Raw genomic sequence first — 19911 nt, forward strand, 5'->3', positions numbered from 1 at the left:
CCGTGCGCGCCCTGTTCGTCATCGCCCGCTTCGAAGCGGGCCAGCGCCTGCGGCGGCTCTCGACCTGGGTCTATTTTGCCGTCTTCGTGGCGCTCGCCATGACCTGGATGGCCGCCTCGGGCGGCGCGTTCCGCGACCTGATCGTCACCTTCGGCAGCCGGACCCTGATCGACGCGCCGCGCCAGATCGCGATCGCGGCGGCGCTGCTGGGCAGCCTGGGCACGGTGGTCACCGCGGCGCTGATGGGGCGCGCGGTGCAGCAGGACTTCGAGCACGAGATGCACCACTTCTTCTTCAGCGCGCCGCTCAGCAAGGCCGACTACGTGTTCGGCCGCTTCCTCGGCGCGTTCGCGACCCTGGCGGTGATCTTTTCCGGCATCCTGGTCGGGCTGTGGCTCGGCACCTTCATTCCCGGCATCGCGCCCGACCGCCTGGGCGGATCGACGCCTTCGGCGTGGATCAAGCCCTACCTGTTCACGCTGCTGCCCAACCTGTTCATCTTCGGCGCGATCTTTTTCGTGCTCGCCGCGCTGACCCGGCGCATGCTGCCGGTCTACGTGGCCGCCGTGGTCATGACCATCGGCTATACCGTCGCGCCGTCGCTGGCGCGCGACCTCGACTTCAAGACCCTGGCCGCCCTGATCGACCCGTTCGGCACCACCGCCCTGTTCCTGCTGACCGAGTACTGGCCGCTGGCCGAGCGCAACCTCAATCCGATCGACCTGCAGGACGTCTACCTGGTCAACCGCCTGCTGTGGTGCGGCTTCGCGCTGCTGGCGCTGCTGCTCGGCTACTGGCGCTTCCACTTCATCGGCGAGGTCGACGCGCAGGCGCGCGCGCGCGGCCGCGGCCAGGCCCAGTCCGACCTGCCGATCGACTTGTCGCAAGCCGCGCGCGACACCACCGCGCAACCCGATTTCGCGGCGCGCAGCCTGGCGCTGTTGCTGCTCAAGTCGGCGCGCGGCGAGCTGCGCGAGATCACGCGCAACGTCTACTTCGCGGCGCTGGCCACCGCCGGCGTGCTGGCCCTGATCGCCGGCGGGATCGACCTCGACGCCATCTACGGCACCGCCACCTATCCGGCGACGTATATGGTGCTGGAGCTGATCCGCGCGGTGTTCGGCCTGTTCGTGCTGACCACCACGATCTACTACGCCGGTGAACTGGTCTGGCGCGAACGCGAGGCGCGCGTGGCCCAGATGTTCGACGCGCTGCCGGTGCCGAGCTGGCTGCCGCTGGCCGGCAAGACCCTGGCCCTGGTCGGCCTGCAGGCGTTGCTGCTGCTGCTGGCCATGGTCACCGGCATGCTGATCCAGCTGTTCAAGGGCTACTTCCAGCTCGAGCCGGGACTGTACCTGCATGCGCTGTTCACCATGCTGCTGCCCAGCTACGCGCTGGTCGCGGTGCTGGCGATCGTGGCGCAAGTCGTCGTCAACCAGAAATACTGGGCCAACTTCCTGATGGTCGCCTGGGTCGTGGCCGAGATCCTGCTGAGCGGCGCCGGCCAGAACCATCCGCTGCTGCTGTACGGAGTCCCTCCCGACATGACGTATTCGCCGATGAGCGGCTTCGGCCACCACCTGTTGCGCGACCGCCTGTACCTGCTGTACTGGAGCGGCGCGGCGCTGATGCTGCTGGCGCTGGCGCGCGCGCTGTGGCCGCGCGGCGTCGACGACGCCTGGCGCGAGCGCCTGCGCCTGGCGCGCCGCAACCTGACGCCAAAGGTGCTGACCTGCTTCGGCGTCGGGCTGGCCGTGTTTGCGGGCGTCGGCGGCTTCCTGGCCTGGGAACTCTCGAGCGGCGGCTACCTGACGCCCTGGCGCAGCGAGCTGCTGCGCGCCGAATACGAGAAGCGCTACCACGGCTTCGCCCGGCTGCCGCAGCCGCGTATCGTCGACGTCAGGCTCGATGCCGCCATCCATCCGGAGCAACGCGCCCTGCACGTCAAGGGCAGCTACCAGCTCGAGAACCGCAGCGGCGCGCCGATCCGCGACCTGGTGCTGTACCAGCAGCGCGGCGCGCGCCTGACGCCGAGCTTCGGCCAGCCGGCGACAACGGTCGCGCTCGACCCGGACCACGGTTTCTACCACTATCGCCTGGCCACCCCGCTGGCGCCGGGCGCGCGACTGGACTTCGATTTCGAGCTCGACTACGCTCCACGCGGCCCGCTGGGGCTGGGCAGCGACACCCCGGTGGCTGCCAACGGCACCTTCTTCACCAACGAAGTCATGCCGCGCATCGGCTATCAACCCTCGGTCGAACTGAGCGACGCACGCGACCGGCGCCGCCACGGCCTGGCCGCGCGCGCGCCCATGCCGGCGCGCGACGACCCGGCCGGCCGCGCCAGGCACCGCATCGGCGTGGACGCGGACTGGATCGGCTTCGACGCCACCGTCAGCACGAGCGCGGACCAGGTAGCGATCGCGCCCGGCACCCTGGTGCGAGAATGGAACGAAGGCGGACGGCGCCACTTCCGCTACAAGATGGACCGCCCGATGCTGAACGCCTATGCCTTCCAGTCGGCACGCTACGAGGTGCGCCACGACCGTTGGCAGGACGTGACGATCGACGTCTATTACCAGCCGGGGCACGACGTCAACGTCGAGCGCCTGATCCGCGGCGCCCAGGCCGGCCTGGACTACGGCGCCCGCCATTTCGGCCGCTATCCGCTGCGCGAGCTGCGCATCGCCGAATTCCCGCGCACCGTCCGCGCCACGCAAGCCTTCCCGGGCCTGATTCCCTTGTCGGAAAGCGCCGCCTTCATCGCGCGTGTCGATCCCGGCTCGCCCAAGGACCTCGACTACCCGTTCTACGTCAGCGCCCGCGAGACCGCGCGCCAGTGGTGGGGCCAGCAACTGGTCGGCGCCGACACGCGTGGCGCCACCGTGCTGACCGAGAGCCTGGCCGAGTACACGGCGCTGATGGTCATGAAGCGCACCTACGGTGCGGACAAGATGCGGCGCTTCCTGCGTTATGAGCAGGAAGCCTACCTGGTGGGCCGCGCCCAGGAACAGGAAAAGGAACTGCCGCTGGCGCACAACGAGAACCAGCGCTACATCCACCAGCGCAAGGGCGGCCTGGCGCTGTACCTGTTGCAGGACATGCTGGGCGCGGACGTGGTCGATGGCGTGCTGCGCGGCCTGCTGCGGCAGTACGCCTATCGCGGCGCGCCCTATCCTACCGCCTCCAGCCTGGTCGATGGCTTGCGCGCGGTGACGCCGAAGGACAAGGCCTACCTGATCGACGACCTGTTCGAGTCGATCGTGTTCTACGAGAACCGCGCCGCCGGCGCCGTCGCACGCCGGCGCCCGGACGGCAAGGTCGAGGTCACGATCGATGCCCACGCCGGCAAGCTGAAGATGACGGACGGGGGCGAGGAACAGCCGATGCCGCTGAACGACTACATCGAATTCGGCGTGGATGATCGCAATGGCAACCCTCTGGTGCGCGAACGGCGGCTGGTGACCCAGGCCGCGCAGCAACTGACCCTGGTGGTCGATGGCGTACCGGGCCGCGCCGGCATCGATCCTGACAACAAATTGATCGATCGCAAACCGAATGACAATATGCTGCCAGTCGACAATCAATAATTCTCGCGCTATGATCGAATCAAAATTATAGGAGAGAGCGCCATGTCTACTGCCGTCGCGGAAATCGCCGATCGACTCAAGCTGCTGAGCCCGGCCGAGAAACAGGAAGTCATGCAACTGCTGCTACAGGATATCGACGGCCCCGACCAGGACGCCGATGAAGCGTGGCGCAACGAAGTGGTGCGGCGCGTGAAAGCGATCCGCAATGGCGAGGCGGCAATCCTCGCGCTGAAGGAATGGCAAGAATAAGCATCGCGCATAGCTGATGCTGGAATGAAAAAACCGCGGCGAGCCGCGGTTTTTTTACGTCCGGACGAGGCGGGCCAGGCCCGCCACCGATCCGCTTACTTCTTCGCGGCGACCGCGGTCGCCTTCTTGGCTGGCGCCTTCTTGGCCACGGCCTTCTTCGCCGCCGGCTTGGCGGCCGTTTTTGCAGCCGTCTTGCGCGCCGCCTTCACCGGCGCTGCCGCGCCATCGGCGCCATCGGCGCCCGTCGCGGCCTCGGCATCGGCTGCCTTGCCCTTGGCGGCGGCGCCCGGCTTGGCCTTGCGCTCCTCGAACTCGAAGCTGATCTTGTTGTCCTTGCCGCGCACCAGGAAGGCCTTGAATGCACGACGGGTACGCTGGGACACGAAGCCCGGCAGCAAGTCGGTCTTGCCGTCGTTGAGCAGCTTGGCCATCTGTTCCGGCACGATTTCCTGTTGCAGGATGATGCGTCCGCTGCGGAAGTCGCAAGTCTTCGGCTTGGCCACGCTGTGCTCGCAAACATAGGCGAGCGGCATTTCGTACACACCGCCGTTGCACTTCGGGCAAGGGCCGACCGGGGTCTGGCCGCTGAAATCGACGCCTTCGCCCTCTTCGCCTTCCTCGTCCTGGCCAAAGTCGAACTCGAGCTTGAAGTTCTTGATCTCTTCATCGCGCACGATACGCAGGATGGCGGCGAACGGGCGCCCCATCTTCGAGCGGAAGCCCTGCAGCGGACCGATGGTGCGGTTCTTCAGCAGTTCCTCGACTTCCTCGATCTCGAACTGGCGGCTGCCCGGCGTCTTGCTCATCGAGAAGTCGCACTTGGTGCAGGCGAAACGGCGGTAGTTTTCCTTGACCACGCCGCCGCAGTTCGGGCAGGGGTTGACCAGGGTCGCGTACTCGCCGGGAATCGTGTCGTTGTCGTATTCCTTGGCGCGCTTGACGATGATCTGGGTCATCTGCTGGATTTCACGCATGAATTCTTCGCGCGAGATCTTGCCCTTCTCCATTTGCGACAGCTTGAATTCCCATTCGCCGGTCAGCTCGGGCGCCGTGAGTTCGTTCACGCCCAGGCCGCGCAGCAAGGTCATCAGCTGGAACGCTTTCGCGGTCGGCATCAGCTCGCGCCCCTCGCGCAGCAGGTATTTCTCGGTCAGCAAGCCCTCGATGATGGCCGCGCGCGTCGCCGGCGTGCCCAGGCCCTTGCCGGCCATCGCATCGCGCAGCTCGTCGGAGTCGACCAGCTTGCCCGCGCCTTCCATTGCCGACAGCAAGGTCGCTTCGTTGTAGCGCGCCGGCGGCTTGGTGACCAGTCCGTTGGCCGTGACCTTGTCGGTCAGGACCTTCTCGCCCTTGGCCACCGGCACCAGATTGGCGCCGTCCTTGTCGTCGCCCAGGTCCTTGCCATACACGGCCATCCAGCCGGGGTTGGTCATGACCTTGCCTTCGGTCTTGAACTGGTGGCCCGAGACTTCGGTATAGCGGGTCGTGACCAGGAACTCGGCGGCCGGGAAGAACACGGCCAGGAAGCGGCGCGTGACCAGGTCGTACAGCTTCTGTTCCGGTTCGCTCAGGTTCTTGGGCACCACGCCGGTCGGGATGATGGCGAAGTGGTCCGAGATCTTGGCGTTGTCGAAGATGCGCTTGTTCGGCTTGACCCAGCCGTTCTTGGAAATCTGCTTGGCGAACGCGTTGTAGTTATTGGTCTCGGCCAGCGCTTCCAGGGTCGACTTCACAGTGCCGATATAGTCTTCCGGCAGGTGGCGCGAATCGGTACGCGGGTAGGTCAGCACCTTGTGCTTTTCGTACAGCGCCTGGGCCAGGCCCAGCGTGTTCTTGGCCGAGAAGCCGAAGCGGCCGTTGGCCTCGCGCTGCAGCGACGTCAGGTCGAACAGGCCCGGCGCCATCGAGGTGGTCGGCTTGCTCTCCTCCGTGACATTGCCCTGCTTGCCGCGGCAGGCGGCCGCGATCGAATCGGCGGCGGCGCGGCTCCACAGGCGCTCGGCGCGCTTCTCGGGATCGTTCTCGTCCTTCTTGAATTTCTGGTCGAGCCAGCGCCCTTCGTAGACGCCGGCGGCGCACACGAACTCGGCGCGCACTTCCCAGTAATCGCGCGGCACGAACTTCTTGATCTTCTCTTCGCGCTCGACCACGATCGACAGGGTCGGCGTCTGCACCCGGCCCACCGTCGTCAGGTAGAAGCCACCCTCTTTCGAGTTGAAGGCGGTCATGGCGCGGGTACCGTTGATGCCGATCAACCAGTCGGCTTCGGAGCGGCAGCGCGCGGCGTCGGCCAGCGGCAGCATTTCTTCGTCGCTGCGCAGGTTGTTGAAGCCTTCGCGGATCGCGTTGGCCGTCATCGACTGCAACCACAGGCGCTTGACCGGCTGCTTGGCTTTCGCGTTCTGGGCGATCAGGCGGAAGATGAGTTCTCCTTCGCGGCCCGCGTCACATGCGTTGATCAGGGTGGTGACGTCCTTGCGCTTGATCAGCTTATTGAGCACCTTGAGACGCGATTCGGTCTTGGCGATCGGGTTCAGCGCGAAATAAGGCGGGATCATCGGCAGGTGGGTAAAGCTCCACTTGCCGCGCTTGACGTCGTGTTCTTCGGGCACCGCGATCTCGAGCAGGTGGCCGACGGCGGACGAGAGGACGTAGTCGTCGGACTCGAAGTACTCATCGTGCTTGGTGAAGCCGCCCAGCGTCTTCGCGATATCGTTCGCGACCGACGGTTTCTCGGCGATGATGAGGGATTTGGTCATAGTGATTCTCGTCGTGCTATCTATATAGTGTGGGCTTGCGCATCATACATGCTCGCAGCCGGGCCGGTGAAATTCCGGCCATAGTGTCTGATTGGTAACTGTCAAGATGAAGCGGCCAATGATAAGCGCGTTATCGCGCTCCCTGCAAGTACACCTTGCGCTACAGGACGGTGCGATGCGCACCGCACGCCGCCTCTTCGCTGCCCAGAAATGGGGCACAAGAAAAGCAAAACGGGGCGTCAGCCCCGTTCGATGGATGTTGCGGTGTGATACGTAATTCAGTGCAGCAGACGCGGTTCCTGCTCGTCGTCGTCGCTGAACAAGTCGTCGAACATCAGCGCGTCCGGCTCCTTGCCCTGGCTCCAGAGCACCATCAGCACGATGATCTTGAGCTTGCTCAAGGCGATGGGAGACTCGTCGCAGGCCAGCGCCCGCTCGATGACGATCTCGCGCTGGATCGGGCCGAGCACCCTGGCGCTTTCGAGGAAGGCGATGAAGCCGATCGCGGCGCTGCCCAGCTCGATGTATTCCTCGTCCACGTAGTAACGCGTGCCGGTGGAGGCGTCGATCGTGTCGGGCAAGGGCGCATCAGTCAGCCCGGTCAGCCAGTCCAGCGCTTCCGAGATTTCGATGTCGTCGAAGCCGACGGCGGACAGCTTGCGAGCCAGGGCTGCCGGCTCGGGGCAGGCGTCGGGACGGTAGTACGTCTCGTAGAGATAGACCAGGATGTCGAACATAGTGACGCTACTGTAGCAGCTAAACTTCGTGCGGCACAAGTAGAGCGCGCCTGCCGTGCTGCCTCGTGGAAAAAACGTTGTATCAAAGCCTTGTTCGATCAGCCAGCTTACCAAAAACGATTAAAAACAAGAACGTACAATTCGCAAACTGCGTTAGCAGAAGCACAGTCAATCTATCAAATGTCCATCCGAATGGCCTGGTTTGACGTAGCACTAAGGCCAGATGCGCTGCACCCTTCCACCCGGCAGTTGCGCCACCAGACCGGCCAGCTCCAGGCCCAGCAGTCGTCCGCCGAGCTCGCCCGCATCGGCCCCAAGACGCGCCAGCAAATCGTCGAGCGCCACCGGTTCGTGGCCCAGCGCGGCCAATAGTTCGGCGTCTTCTTCCGTCGTGTCGCCGGGCCCCGCATCCGGCTTCTGGTTGCATTCTTGTGGGATGGCCGCCAGCGGCGACACCTGCATCGCCAGCAACACCTCGTCCACCGTCTCGACCAGCTGCGCGCCGTCGCGGATCAGGCGATGACACCCCTTGGCCAGCGCGGAGTGAATGGAGCCGGGCAAGGCGAACACTTCCCTGCCCTGCTCCGCCGCCATCTGGGCCGTGATCAGCGAGCCGGACTGTGCGGCGGCCTCGATCACCAGCACGCCGGCCGCCAGGCCGCTGATCACGCGGTTGCGGCGCGGGAAATTGGCGGCCAGCGGCGGCGTGCCCAGCGCGTATTCGCTGAGCAGGCAACCGTGTTTGGCGATGCGGTGGGCGAGCTGCCGGTTGCGCGCCGGATAGACGCGGTCGAGGCCGGTGCCGACCACGGCGATGGTGGCGCCCGGCCCGCGCAGCGCGCCTTCGTGGGCGGCAGTGTCGATGCCCAGCGCCAGCCCCGAGACCACGCACAGGCCGGCGCCGGACAGGGCCGCGGCGAAGGATTCGGCGTCGAGCTTGCCCTGCACGCTGGCGTTGCGGCTGCCGACCACGGCGACCAGGGGCCGCGCCAGCATCTCGATGCGGCCGGCGGCGTACAGCAGCAGCGGCGGATCGGGGATCTCGGCCAATGAGGCCGGGTAGCGGGGATCGCCGAAGGTGAGCAGGTGGTGACCGGGTTGCGCCAGCCAGGCCAGGGTGGCCTCGACCAGGGCCGCCAGGGCGGGCGTGATTGGCGCGCACAAGGCGCGTGCCTGGCTGGCCGACACGTGGGCCGCCAGCGCGGCCGGCCCCGCCCTGAAGATGGCGCCGGGCGAGCCGAAGGCCGACAACAGCGCATGCGCGCTGCGGCAACCCACCCCGTCCGCCTGCTCCAGGCGCAGCCAGTTGGCGATCGTGGTGGTGCGCTCGGCAATGAGATGGGTTTCCGTGGCTTGCACGGTATTGGTTACTCGGGTGATTTGGCGACGTCGCCCACCTGCACCGGCGCCGTCACCTGCATGACCAAGCCGTACGAGACGTTCTTGAACACGCGGAAGATGAACAGGTTGCCGTATTGCTCGTCGGGCAGCTTCAACTGCTGCCGGCCCAGGCCGAGGAAACCCCGGCTCGCTGGATCGGCCACAGTCTTCCCAAGATGATAGAGCTGCAGCACGGCGCCGACATCGAGTCCGTCAACCGCGCCCCGATTGACAGTGACGACCTGGCTCTGTCCGGCGTAGGTCACGCCCGCGTAGATCGACATGATGCGGCCGTCGAGGGGTTGCAGCGGCGCATGCGGCACGTAGTTGCGCACCGGCGTCGGCGGCGCCGGCACCAGCAGGTCGCCCACGCCCATCTCTTGCAGGGTATGGGTCACCTGAAAGGTGTGCACGTCGACGCCGGGCGCGGCCGGCTTGAGCAGCTTGACGGTGCCCAGGAAGGCGGCTTCGTGCGCCAGCACCTGGCCGGTCTGCGGGTCGCGCAGCGCGGTGCCCGGACGGAACACCTGGAACACGCGCTCGCCCCCGATGTCGCCGTGCACGTAGACACGGTCGCCCTCTCCCAGGTAGACACGGCCTTCCTGCGAGGCGGCGATGCGCGGCGCGCCCGCCAGCTCGCCGGCCTCGACCACCAGCGGCTGGGTCAGATAGGGTTCGATGGCGCCGGCGGGAATTGCCGGCACGGCGTCGCGCGCCAGGCCTTCGCTGCGCACCTGCGGCGACAGCCGGGTCAGCGGAGGAGCATCGCGGCCGTCGCCGGCGTCCAGGCCGCTGCCGGGCTGCTGCAGGCTCAGGCGGCCCCGCGCGCGGTCGAACCAGATGGTCTGGCCCGGATAGATCCAGTGCGGGTTGCGGATTTCGTCACGGTTCATGCCCCAGACCTGGGGCCAGCACCATGGGTTGCGCAAGAAGGCGCCAGAAATATCCCATAGGGTATCGCCCTTGACCACGACGTGCTTGTCGGGTGCGTCCGGGCGGAAGCTGCAGGCGGCAGTCGCAGTCGTGGCGGGCACCAGGGTCTGGGCCGAGGCGCCGGCGGCGCATGCAAGTAACGCCACGGCAGCAGCACGGGCCACGACTGTGCTAAAATTTTTCATTGAAGACGTCCGTTTAATGCGGCGTAAGATTAAATGATGCCGCCAGATTGCAGCTGCATCCAATGCAGGTCATGATGCTGAACAGGCCGCGCCGTCATCTGGCCCGGCCGCAGCCAGAGATAGCACGACGTACCGCTCCCCGCTCACGGAAGGGTTGCTGTATAGAATCAAATTCTGCACACAAATCCCTGAACTAGCAAGCAAACCGAGGTCTGCGCGCCAGGGCGTGTGGCGGGTTTGCGTCCTGTCTTGCCTGCCAGCCAAGTACCCGTTCAACCTAGACAACTCCACCGACATTCGATCCGATATGGCACTTCTCGACATCCTCCGCTATCCCGACCCGCGCCTGCACAAGGTCGCCAAGCCGGTCACCGAATTCGGTACCGAGCGCCTGCGCAAGCTGGTGGCCGACATGGCGGAAACCATGTACGACGCGCCCGGCGTCGGCCTGGCCGCCACCCAGGTGGACGTGCACGAACGCGTGGTCACCATCGACGTGACCGAAGCGCAAGAAAAGCTGATGGTCTTCATCAACCCCGACATCACCTGGGCCAGCGAAGAAAAGCAGGTCTATGACGAAGGCTGCCTGTCGGTGCCCGGCGTCTACGACGGCGTCGAGCGCCCGGCCCGGATCAAGGTGAGCGCATTCGACGTCGACGGCAAGCCGTTCGAGGTCGAGGCCGACGGCCTGCTGGCCGTGTGCATCCAGCACGAGATGGACCACCTGATGGGCAAGGTCTTCGTCGAATACCTGTCGCCGCTCAAGCGCAACCGCATCAAGGCCAAGCTGCAGAAGGAAGAGCGCGGCATGCAGCGCGACGCCGCCCAGCGCGCCGGTCGCCGTTGACCGCGATGAAGGTCGTCTTCGCCGGCACGCCTGAGTTCGCCGCCGTCGCCCTGCGTGCCCTGCACGAGGCCGGCTTCGAGATCCCACTGGTCCTGACCCAACCCGACCGCCCCGCCGGGCGCGGCATGCAGCTGCAGGCCTCCGCGGTCAAGCAGTACGCGCTGGCGCATGGCATGCCGGTGGCGCAGCCGCTGTCGCTGCGCATGGATGCCAAGGACCCGGAGCGCGCCGCGCAAGCCCGCGCCGCGCACGAACAATTGCAGTCGATCGACTACGACGTGATGGTGGTCGCGGCCTATGGCCTGATCCTGCCGCGCAGCACGCTCGACATTCGCCCCTGCATCAATATCCACGGTTCGCTGCTGCCGCGCTGGCGCGGCGCCGCGCCGATCCACCGCGCGATCGAATCGGGCGACCTTGACACCGGCGTAACCATCATGGAGATGGAAGAAGGTCTCGATACGGGACCGATGCTGACCATGGAGCGCTTGCCGATCGAAGCATCCGACACCACCGGCAGCCTGCACGACAAGCTGGCGGCGCTGGGCGGACGCATGATCGTCGACGCGCTGCGCAAGATGGAGGCCGGCGGCCTGCAGGCCGTGGCGCAGCCGGACGAAGGGGTGACCTACGCGGCCAAGATCGGCAAGGAAGAAGCGAAGCTCGATTTCAGCTTGCCGGCCGAAGTGTTGGCGCGCAAGGTGCGGGCCTTCAATCCCTTCCCCGGCGCCAACGGCGTGATCGATGGCGTGGCGGTGAAGTTCTGGTCGGCCGAAGCGGTTGACGGTAGCGGCGCACCGGGCGCGGTCCTGCAGGCCGACGCCGGCGGCATCGTGGTCGCCTGCGGCGAAGGCGCGCTGCGCCTGAGCGAATTGCAGAAGCCTGGCGGCAAGCGCCTCAAGGCGGCGGAATTCCTGAAAGGGTTTTCGCTGGCGGGGTTGACATTCGGTTAGCGCCGGCCGCCCCCAGAAACCGTTTTCAAGAACCGTCCCCGCCCTCGCCGGGCGTCTTGGCGGGGACAACGTATCAGCGCTAACGAAGAACGGCGTCACGAAGACGCCGCAGCCTCTTTATTCCGCCTGCGACGTACGCTGGGCATCCATGTGTTCACGCAGGACCTGGTTGATACGGGTCTGGTAGCCGGGACCTGCACCCTTGAACCATTCAAGCATATCCACATCCAGGCGGATCGTGACGATCTGTTTCACACCATTGCTGGCGACTTGTGGCTTCGACGACATTGCTGGCTCCGGGTTGCGGTCCATGGCTTGATCCCAATCCGGTTGGTATTCTTTGTTCATGCGGTTATCCCATCTATACGTGCGCCACTCGCGGAGGCGGACCTTGATTGTCGTCTCGCCATGTATCGTAAAGATTGCAGGCACCCCAACAAATGTAACGCCATGTAACGCATGGCGGTTTGAATACATAACGATACATACACGCCCCTGCCGCCGGGCCAAACAGGCCGCATGACGTATAATCGTAGACCGCCCAATGTCAATCGGCCTGTCAAGCCGCAGCCTGGAAAACCACCATCATGAACGCCGTTACGCCCGCCATCTCCCCGATCGAAACCCAGCTGCGCGAGATCCTCGCGCGCCGCATCATGATCCTGGATGGCGCAATGGGCACCATCATCCAGCAGTACAAGCTCGATGAAGCGGCCTACCGCGGCGAGCGTTTCGCGAACTTCGCGGCGCCCGAGGGAAGCGGCCAGCGCGAGCTGTTCGTAAAAGGGAATAACGAGCTGCTGACCCTCACCCAGCCGCAGGTGATCCAGGAGATCCACGAACGCTATCTCGCCGCCGGCGCCGACCTGCTCGAGACCAATACCTTCGGCGCCACCGGCGTGGCGCAGGAGGATTACCACATGGCGCACCTGGCCTATGAGATGAACGTCGAGGCGGCGAAGCTCGCGCGCGCCGCCTGCGACAAATACTCCACGCCGGACAAGCCGCGCTTCGTCGCCGGCGCCCTGGGACCGACCCCGAAGACCGCCTCGATCTCGCCCGACGTCAACGACCCGGCGGCGCGCAACATCACCTTCGACCAGCTGGTCGCCTCCTACCATGAGCAGGTGCGCGGCCTGGTCGACGGCGGCGCCGACCTGCTGCTGGTCGAGACCATCTTCGACACCCTGAACTGCAAGGCGGCGCTGTTCGCGATCGACCAGTATTTTGACGAGCATCCCGAAACGCCGCGCCTGCCCCTGATGATCTCGGGCACCGTCACCGATGCCTCGGGCCGCATCCTGTCGGGCCAGACCGTGCCCGCCTTCTGGAATTCGGTACGCCATGCCAAGCCGCTGACGATCGGCCTCAATTGCGCGCTCGGCGCGGCGCTGATGCGCCCCTATGCGCAAGAGCTGTCGCAAATCGCCGATACCTTCGTGTGCATCTACCCGAACGCCGGCCTGCCCAACCCGATGAGCGACACCGGCTTCGACGAGCTGCCGGCCGATACGTCGGCCCTGCTGCGCGAATTCGCCGACGCCGGCTTCATCAACATCGCCGGCGGCTGCTGCGGCACCACGCCCGAGCATATCGCGGCGATCGCGCGGATGCTCGAGTCCCGTCCTGTGCGCCAGGTGCCCGACGTGCCGGTCGCGATGCGCCTGTCGGGCCTCGAGCCCTTCACCATCGACGAATCGTCGCTGTTCGTGAACGTCGGCGAGCGTACCAACGTCACCGGCTCGAAGGCATTTGCCCGCATGATCCTGAACGAGCAGTTCGACGAGGCGCTGTCGGTGGCGCGCCAGCAGGTCGAAAATGGCGCCCAGGTCATCGACATCAATATGGACGAGGCGATGCTCGACTCGCAGGCGGCCATGACGCGCTTCCTGAACCTGATCGCGTCGGAACCCGACATCTCGCGCGTGCCGGTGATGATCGACTCGTCCAAGTGGTCGGTGATCGAGGCGGGCCTGAAATGCGTGCAGGGCAAGGCCATCGTCAACTCGATCTCGATGAAGGAAGGCCTGGAGGAATTCATCCGCCAGGCGCGCCTGTGCCGCCGCTACGGCGCCGCCGTGATCGTGATGGCGTTCGACGAACAGGGCCAGGCCGACACCTTCGCGCGCAAGATCGAGATCTGCGAGCGCGCCTACAAGGTGCTGACCGAACAGGTGGGCTTCCCGCCCGAAGACATCATCTTCGACCCGAACATCTTCGCCATCGCCACCGGCATCGAAGAGCACGACAACTACGCCAACGACTTCATCGAGGCGTGCGCCTGGATCCGCGACAACCTGCCGCACGCGAAGATCTCGGGCGGCGTGTCGAACGTCTCGTTCAGCTTCCGCGGCAACGACCCGGCGCGCGAGGCGATCCACACCGTGTTCCTGTACCACGCGATCAAGGCCGGCCTGACCATGGGCATCGTCAACGCCGGCATGGTCGGCGTCTACGACGACCTCGATCCCGAGCTGCGCGAACGCGTGGAAGACGTGGTGCTCAATCGCCGCAAGGACGCGACCGAGCGCATGATCGAATTCGCCGGCACGCTCAAGGCCGGAGGCGCCAGACAGGAACAGAACCTCGAGTGGAGGAACGCCCCGGTCGAGAAGCGCCTGGCGCACGCGCTGGTGCACGGCATCACCCAGTGGATCGTCGAGGACACCGAAGAGATGCGCCAGCAGGTACTGGCGGCCAACGGCCGCCCGATCCACGTGATCGAAGGCCCGCTGATGGACGGCATGAACATCGTCGGCGACCTGTTCGGCCAGGGCAAGATGTTCCTGCCGCAGGTGGTCAAGTCGGCGCGCGTGATGAAGCAGGCCGTGGCGCACCTGGTGCCGTTCATCGAAGAAGAAAAGGCGGCGGAAGAAGCGCGTACCGGCATCGTCGCCAAGCCGAAGGGCAAGATGGTGATCGCCACCGTCAAGGGCGACGTGCACGACATCGGCAAGAACATCGTTTCGGTGGTCCTGCAGTGCAATAACTTCGAGATCGTGAACATGGGCGTGATGGTCCCTTGCGCCGACATCCTGGCCAAGGCCAAGGAAGAGAACGCCGACATGGTCGGCCTGTCGGGCCTGATCACGCCGTCGCTCGAAGAGATGGCCCACGTCGCGCGCGAGATGCAGCGCGACCCGTGGTTCCGCGAACGCCAGGTGCCGCTCTTGATCGGCGGCGCCACCACCAGCCGCGCCCACACCGCGGTCAAGATCGCGCCGCACTACGACGGCCCGGTGGTCTACGTGCCGGACGCCTCGCGCTCGGTCTCGGTCGGCCAGGCGCTCGTCACCGACGACACGCGCGACGCCTACATCATCGAACTGGCCCAGGACTACGAACGCATCCGCATCCAGCACGCCGGCAAGAAGGCGCTGCCGATGGTGACGCTCGAGCAGGCGCGCGCCAACAAGGCGCAGCTGGCATTCAACCCGGTCAAGCCGAAGTTCATCGGGCGCCGCGTCTTTAAAAATGTCGACCTCGGACTGATCGCGCGCTACATCGACTGGGGCCCGTTCTTCCAGACCTGGGACCTGGCCGGCCCCTTCCCCGCCATCCTCAGCGACGAGGTAGTGGGCGAGGCCGCCACCAGGGTGTACGCCGAAGGCCAGGCCATGCTCAAGAAGATCATCGAAGGCCGCTGGCTCACCGCCAACGGCGCGATCGCCCTGCTGCCGGCCAACACGGTGAACGACGACGACATCGAGGTGTACACCGACGAATCGCGCGAGCAGGTGGCCTTCACTTACTATGGCCTGCGCCAGCAGGGCGTCCGGCCGGTCGTCGATGGCGTGCAGCGCCCCAACCAGTGCCTGGCCGACTTCATCGCGCCGAAGGACAGCGGCATCCCGGACTATATCGGCATGTTCGCCGTGACCGCGGGCCTCGGCATCGAGAAGCACGAGCAGCGCTTCGAGGCGGCGCATGACGACTACTCGTCGATCATGCTCAAGTCGCTGGCCGACCGCCTGGCCGAAGCCTTCGCCGAGTACCTGCACGAGCGCGTGCGCACCGACCTGTGGGGCTACGTGGCGAACGAAGACCTGTCGAACGAGGCGCTGATCGCAGAGGAGTACCAGGGCATCCGCCCGGCGCCGGGCTATCCGGCCTGCCCCGAGCACACGGTCAAGGCCGATATGTTCCGCACGCTGCAGGCCGAGGAAGTCGGCATGGAGCTGACCGAATCGTTCGCGATGTATCCGGGCGCGGCGGTGTCTGGCTTCTACTTCGCGCACCCGGCATCGAAGTATTTCGTGGTCGGGAAGATCGGCAACGACCAGGTCGAGGACATGGCGCAGCGGCGCGGAATGGACAAGGCGGAGCTGGAACGCCACCTGGCGCCGAATCTGTAAAACAAAACGCCGCGAGATTCGCGGCGTTTTTATTTCGCTCAGCGCGGCGATCAGATCGCGTAGCGCACCACCTTGTCGCTCCACTCGAACGCCGACACCTCGAGCTCGGCCAGGTCGTCGCCGTCCATCGACAGGCTCTTGAGCCCCGCCAGCATATCGTCGCCCTCGTCGTCCATGCGCTCGATCGATTCGGCCAGCTTCAGCAGCTCGCCAAAGAAACCGCTGCGCTGCAGGAGCGCGGCGCGCACTTCGTCGATCACGGGGATCTGCTCCACGATGTCCATCATCGGGATGCAGAACAGCGTGTCCATCAGCGACATCATGCCGACCGTGAAGGCGACGTCGGCGACGTTCTTCTGGCCGGGTCGCAGGCGCTGGGCCAGCAGCTCCATCAGGCGCGCGCGCGTGGTGGCCAGCTGCAGGAGCGGGCTCTGGCTGTGGCCGCGCACGTCCGGCTCGGCGTACAGCAGGATCTGCAGCCAGCGCTGCAGCTGGCGCCGGCCCAGCAGGCTCAAGGCCTGGCTGATCGATTCGATGCGCCGGCCGGCCCCCACCGCCGGCGTGTTCACCAGGCGCAGCAGGTTCAGGCCGATCGTCACCTCGCGCTTGACCACGCCTTCGATCTCGGCATTGTCGGCATCGGACGCCACCAGGTTCACCAGGTCGAGCACCGTCGTCTGCGACGGCGACAGCTTGCGGCTCGAGAGCACCGACGGCTTGGCGAAATAATAGCCCTGGAAGTAGTCGAAGCCGATGTCCAGGCAGGTGCGGTATTCGCCGTGGTTCTCGACTTTTTCGGCCACCAGGCGCTTGCCCGTGGTGCGCAGGCGCGGCGCCAGCGACAGCAGGGTCACGACCGGCAGCGCGCGCAAGTCCATCTTGACGAAGTCGATCACCGGCAGCAGGCGCGACAGCGCCGGACCGTGGGCCGCCGCCTCGGCCGCGAAGCGGAAGCCATGCGCGCCCAGGGTCCGCATGCGTTCGATGACGGCGTCGTCCGGCTCGACCGAAGCGACGATCTCCAGCACCGTGCGCTCGCGCGGCAGGAAGGCGAACATATCGCTCATCAGGACGTTCTTGTCGACGTTGATGAAGGCGTTGGCGTCGCCGATCGCGCGCGGCAGGCCGAGCTGGGATGCATGGTGGATGACGCTGGCGCTGGCCGACAGGCCCGAATCGAAATGGGCCGGACCCTGGGCGCTGCCGCGGAACAGCAGTTCATAGCCGAACAGCGCCTGGTTGCGGTCCAGCACCGGCTGGCGCGCGAGGTAGAAATGGCGCATGCGGAGCGGCTGGGAGGCCTCGTCGAGGCTGGCGGTATCGGTCATCTCGTTCTCATTCTCGCGTCGATCGGACTACTTTACCCCATCTGCTTCGACATGTGTCTTCTTGGCACTAATTTATTAAAGAAACCTTATTCGCGACACATCGAAATAATCGCCCCACAAACACGCCCCCCCTGCGGAGGCGGGGGGCCAGGTTGCGCTACCCCGGCAGTCCATCGACGAACACCTTCAGTTCTCCGGGGGCGAAATGGGTCCACTCCTCGTTCGTGGTCAGCGGTTCGGTGACGATGATCGCGACCCGGTCGTCGGGCGTGGTCACCTGCGAAAAATCGACCGACAGGTCTTCGTCGGACAGGCAGGCCGTCACGAACGGATACTTGCGCACCACGTAGCACAGCTTGGTCGAACAATGGGTGAACAGCGCGGTGCCGTCGGACAGCATCATGTTGAAGGTGCCGTGCGCGGCGATGCCGGGAATGACGCGTTCGAGCAGGCCGCGCAAGGCCTCGCGGCTGGGCGCCGTGTCGCCGAATTCGCGGCGCATGCTTTGCAGCAGATAGCAGAAAGCCAGTTCGCTGTCGGTGGTGCCGACCGGACGATAGGGCCCGTCGAGCACCGGCGCGAAATCCTTGAGGTCGCCGTTATGGGCGAACACCCAGTAGCGGCCCCACAGCTCGCGCACGAAGGGATGGCAGTTTTCCAGCGCCACGTGGCCGACGGTGGCCTTGCGGATGTGGGCGATGACGTTGGTCGATTTGATCGGATAACGCTTGATCAGTTCGGCGATCGGCGAGGCGATGGCGGCCTGGTGATCGACGAAATGGCGTACGCCGCTGCCTTCGAAGAAAGCGATTCCCCAGCCGTCATGGTGGGTGTCGGTGCGGCCGCCGCGGTGGGCGAAGCCGGTAAAAGAGAAGACAATGTCGGTAGGGACATTGCAGTTCATTCCGAGGAGCTGGCACATGGGCGCAGCTTACCACGCCGGATAAAAGAAGCGCCATCGCCCGCTGGTGGCAATGGCGCTCGGGGACTTCAGCGCAGCAGACCGGTACGACGGTTCAAGGCAGGCGCTCAATGAAGAACGACTGGCTGGCTCATCAGGGTGTCATACGAGCCCAGGAAGTCGTCGATTTCTTCCATGGTGGGTTCGCTGGCAATCAGGTTGTTGACGTCGCGCCGGAACGATTGCGCGAGGCGGCCGCCGATGAAGGCCTCGCGACGGCCGGCCTTGTCGACGATCTCGAAGCCGCCAAATCGCAGCGCTTCGAGTTCACGGTCGACGCCGAACTCGACGACGCTGTACTGTTCGCTGTTATAGATCATGTTCATGATGACTCCTTCGATCAGAAATTAGTGCAACCCTGCCGCATGGCGGCGTACGGCAGGCTGTTCACTTCGCTTCAGAGGTGGGGCTGTCCGAACCGATTTCAAGTCCGTCAAGTGCCGTCAGGCGTGGACGGTGGGGTTCAGTGCCAACAGCTGATCGTATGGCGGCGCTGCAAGCCACGATCGCAACTGATCAAGGTGTTCGCTGCTCGCCAGGCCGAGGAACAGGCGTCCCGGGCGTTGGCGCAGCAGGCGATTCAATGTTACACGCAAAACGAGATTGCCGTCGCAGCACAAGCAACCCGGCGCGATGCGCACCACCTGCAGGCCGGGTCCCGTTTCCAGCGGCGTGGCGGCCACGCCCAGGCCTTCGAGGATGACGGCGCTGAACTCTGGAGACGCGGTGTCGCCGGGGCCGGGAGCAGCAGAGGAAACGACAGCGGAAGGATTGGCAAGCAGCGCCGCGATCGCCTGTTCGCGTGCGGCGGCGCTGGCCCCAACGACGAGGAAGGTGGCCGCGCGGGCCATCAGCCCCCTTTCTTGGCGAGCTTGCCCGGTTCGACGCCGAGCTGCTTGAGCTTGCGGTACAGGTGGGTGCGCTCAAGGCCGGTCTTCTCGGCCACGCGCGTCATGCTGCCGCCTTCGCGGCCCAGGTGGTGCTCGAAGTACATGCGCTCGAAGGCGTCGCGCGCCTCGCGCAGCGGCAGGTCGAACGACAGCGTATAGCCGGTGCCCTCGCCCTGCGACACGGCATGGACCATGCGTGAACCGTTGGTCATGCCGACGCCGGGGCCGGGCTGCACGCCCGGCGGCGCGAACATCGGCGCGCTGGGGGCGGCGATGGCGGCGTCGCTCGTCACCGGCGGCGCGCTCGGCGCGATCGGACGCGGTGGCGCCATCGGTGCGCGCGCCACCTCTTGCGCGCGCGTCAGGCCCTGCTGGACCGCCTTGAGCAGCTTTTGCAGGGCAATCGGCTTTTCGAGGAAATTCAGAGCGCCGATGCGGGTCGCCTCGACCGCCGTGTCGATGGTCGCATGGCCCGACATCATGATGACCGGCATGGTCAACATGCCGTCGCGCTGCCATTCCTTGAGCAGCGTCACGCCGTCGGTATCCGGCATCCAGATGTCGAGCAACACCAGGTCTGGCGTCGCGGCCGCACGCGCCTCGCGCGCCTGCTGCGCGTTCTCGGCCAGGGTGATGGCATGGCCTTCGTCACCGAGAATCTCCGACAGGAGTTCCCGGATGCCCATTTCATCGTCAACTACGAGTATGTTCGCCATCGTTTCTACCTTCCTGATCTTCTACCCG

Annotated in this window: 15 protein-coding genes; 5 read left to right on the forward strand and 10 right to left on the reverse strand. The window is 65.6% G+C overall.

Annotated elements, in window-relative coordinates:
• The first annotated feature begins 2 nt into the window (after positions 1-2).
• Both DIR46_RS09865 and DIR46_RS09870 read left to right on the forward strand, forming a co-directional pair.
• A complete protein-coding gene (locus tag DIR46_RS09865; protein ID WP_109345088.1) occupies positions 3-3590 on the forward strand; it encodes a hypothetical protein in 3588 nt (1195 codons plus the stop codon).
• Positions 3591-3632: 42 nt separating this feature from the next.
• Positions 3633-3839: an addiction module protein gene (locus tag DIR46_RS09870; RefSeq protein ID WP_109345089.1), complete on the forward strand. Its 207-nt coding sequence runs from the start codon at positions 3633-3635 to the stop codon at positions 3837-3839.
• Positions 3840-3934: 95 nt separating this feature from the next.
• Here the strand turns inward: DIR46_RS09870 and DIR46_RS09875 are convergent, their stop codons facing one another.
• The 4 genes from DIR46_RS09875 to DIR46_RS09890 all read right to left on the reverse strand — a co-directional run bounded on the left by DIR46_RS09875 (position 3935) and on the right by DIR46_RS09890 (position 9833).
• Entirely contained in the window at positions 3935-6598 is a 2664-nt protein-coding gene (locus DIR46_RS09875) for a DNA topoisomerase III (protein ID WP_109345090.1), read from the reverse strand.
• A gap of 278 nt (positions 6599-6876) precedes the next feature.
• Positions 6877-7335: a Smg family protein gene (locus DIR46_RS09880; protein ID WP_109345091.1), complete on the reverse strand. Its 459-nt coding sequence runs from the start codon at positions 7333-7335 to the stop codon at positions 6877-6879.
• Positions 7336-7548: 213 nt separating this feature from the next.
• On the reverse strand, positions 7549-8694 hold the full coding sequence (dprA, locus tag DIR46_RS09885) for a DNA-processing protein DprA (protein ID WP_109345092.1): 1146 nt from the start codon (positions 8692-8694) through the stop codon (positions 7549-7551).
• A gap of 8 nt (positions 8695-8702) precedes the next feature.
• A complete protein-coding gene (locus tag DIR46_RS09890; RefSeq protein ID WP_109345093.1) occupies positions 8703-9833 on the reverse strand; it encodes a LysM peptidoglycan-binding domain-containing protein in 1131 nt (376 codons plus the stop codon).
• 307 nt (positions 9834-10140) lie between these two features.
• Here DIR46_RS09890 and def point away from each other — a divergent pair, with 307 nt between their 5' ends.
• Both def and fmt read left to right on the forward strand, forming a co-directional pair.
• On the forward strand, positions 10141-10680 hold the full coding sequence (gene def / locus DIR46_RS09895; RefSeq protein ID WP_109345094.1) for a peptide deformylase: 540 nt from the start codon (positions 10141-10143) through the stop codon (positions 10678-10680).
• Between the two features lie 5 nt (positions 10681-10685).
• Entirely contained in the window at positions 10686-11633 is a 948-nt protein-coding gene (gene fmt / locus DIR46_RS09900; RefSeq protein WP_109347979.1) for a methionyl-tRNA formyltransferase, read from the forward strand.
• A gap of 117 nt (positions 11634-11750) precedes the next feature.
• On the opposite strand, the gene DIR46_RS09905 is transcribed toward fmt, so the two are convergent.
• Positions 11751-11981 (reverse strand): BrnA antitoxin family protein, encoded by a 231-nt coding sequence (locus DIR46_RS09905; RefSeq protein WP_229415017.1) that lies wholly within the window; start codon positions 11979-11981, stop codon positions 11751-11753.
• Between the two features lie 239 nt (positions 11982-12220).
• Between DIR46_RS09905 and metH the strand changes: the two genes are divergently transcribed.
• Positions 12221-15988: a methionine synthase gene (metH, locus tag DIR46_RS09910; RefSeq protein WP_205289104.1), complete on the forward strand. Its 3768-nt coding sequence runs from the start codon at positions 12221-12223 to the stop codon at positions 15986-15988.
• 50 nt (positions 15989-16038) lie between these two features.
• On the opposite strand, the gene DIR46_RS09915 is transcribed toward metH, so the two are convergent.
• The 5 genes from DIR46_RS09915 to DIR46_RS09935 all read right to left on the reverse strand — a co-directional run bounded on the left by DIR46_RS09915 (position 16039) and on the right by DIR46_RS09935 (position 19883).
• A complete protein-coding gene (locus DIR46_RS09915; protein ID WP_109345096.1) occupies positions 16039-17316 on the reverse strand; it encodes an EAL and HDOD domain-containing protein in 1278 nt (425 codons plus the stop codon).
• Positions 17317-17473: 157 nt separating this feature from the next.
• Complete coding sequence (locus tag DIR46_RS09920) at positions 17474-18238, reverse strand: class II glutamine amidotransferase (protein WP_109345097.1); 765 nt, start codon at positions 18236-18238, stop codon at positions 17474-17476.
• A 107-nt stretch (positions 18239-18345) separates the two neighbouring features.
• Positions 18346-18603, reverse strand: coding sequence for a BTH_I0359 family protein (locus DIR46_RS09925; RefSeq protein ID WP_005667861.1), 258 nt, complete (start codon positions 18601-18603; stop codon positions 18346-18348).
• 117 nt (positions 18604-18720) lie between these two features.
• Positions 18721-19128, reverse strand: a complete 408-nt coding sequence (locus DIR46_RS09930; RefSeq protein ID WP_205289105.1) for a P-loop NTPase family protein — start codon at positions 19126-19128, stop codon at positions 18721-18723.
• Positions 19128-19883, reverse strand: a complete 756-nt coding sequence (locus DIR46_RS09935) for a response regulator (RefSeq protein ID WP_109345099.1) — start codon at positions 19881-19883, stop codon at positions 19128-19130. Before DIR46_RS09935 ends, DIR46_RS09930 begins: the two co-directional genes overlap by 1 nt.
• Positions 19884-19911: the final 28 nt, after the last annotated feature.

The sequence above is a fragment of the Massilia oculi genome (assembly GCF_003143515.1).
Classification (GTDB): Bacteria; Pseudomonadota; Gammaproteobacteria; order Burkholderiales; family Burkholderiaceae_D; genus Telluria; species Telluria oculi.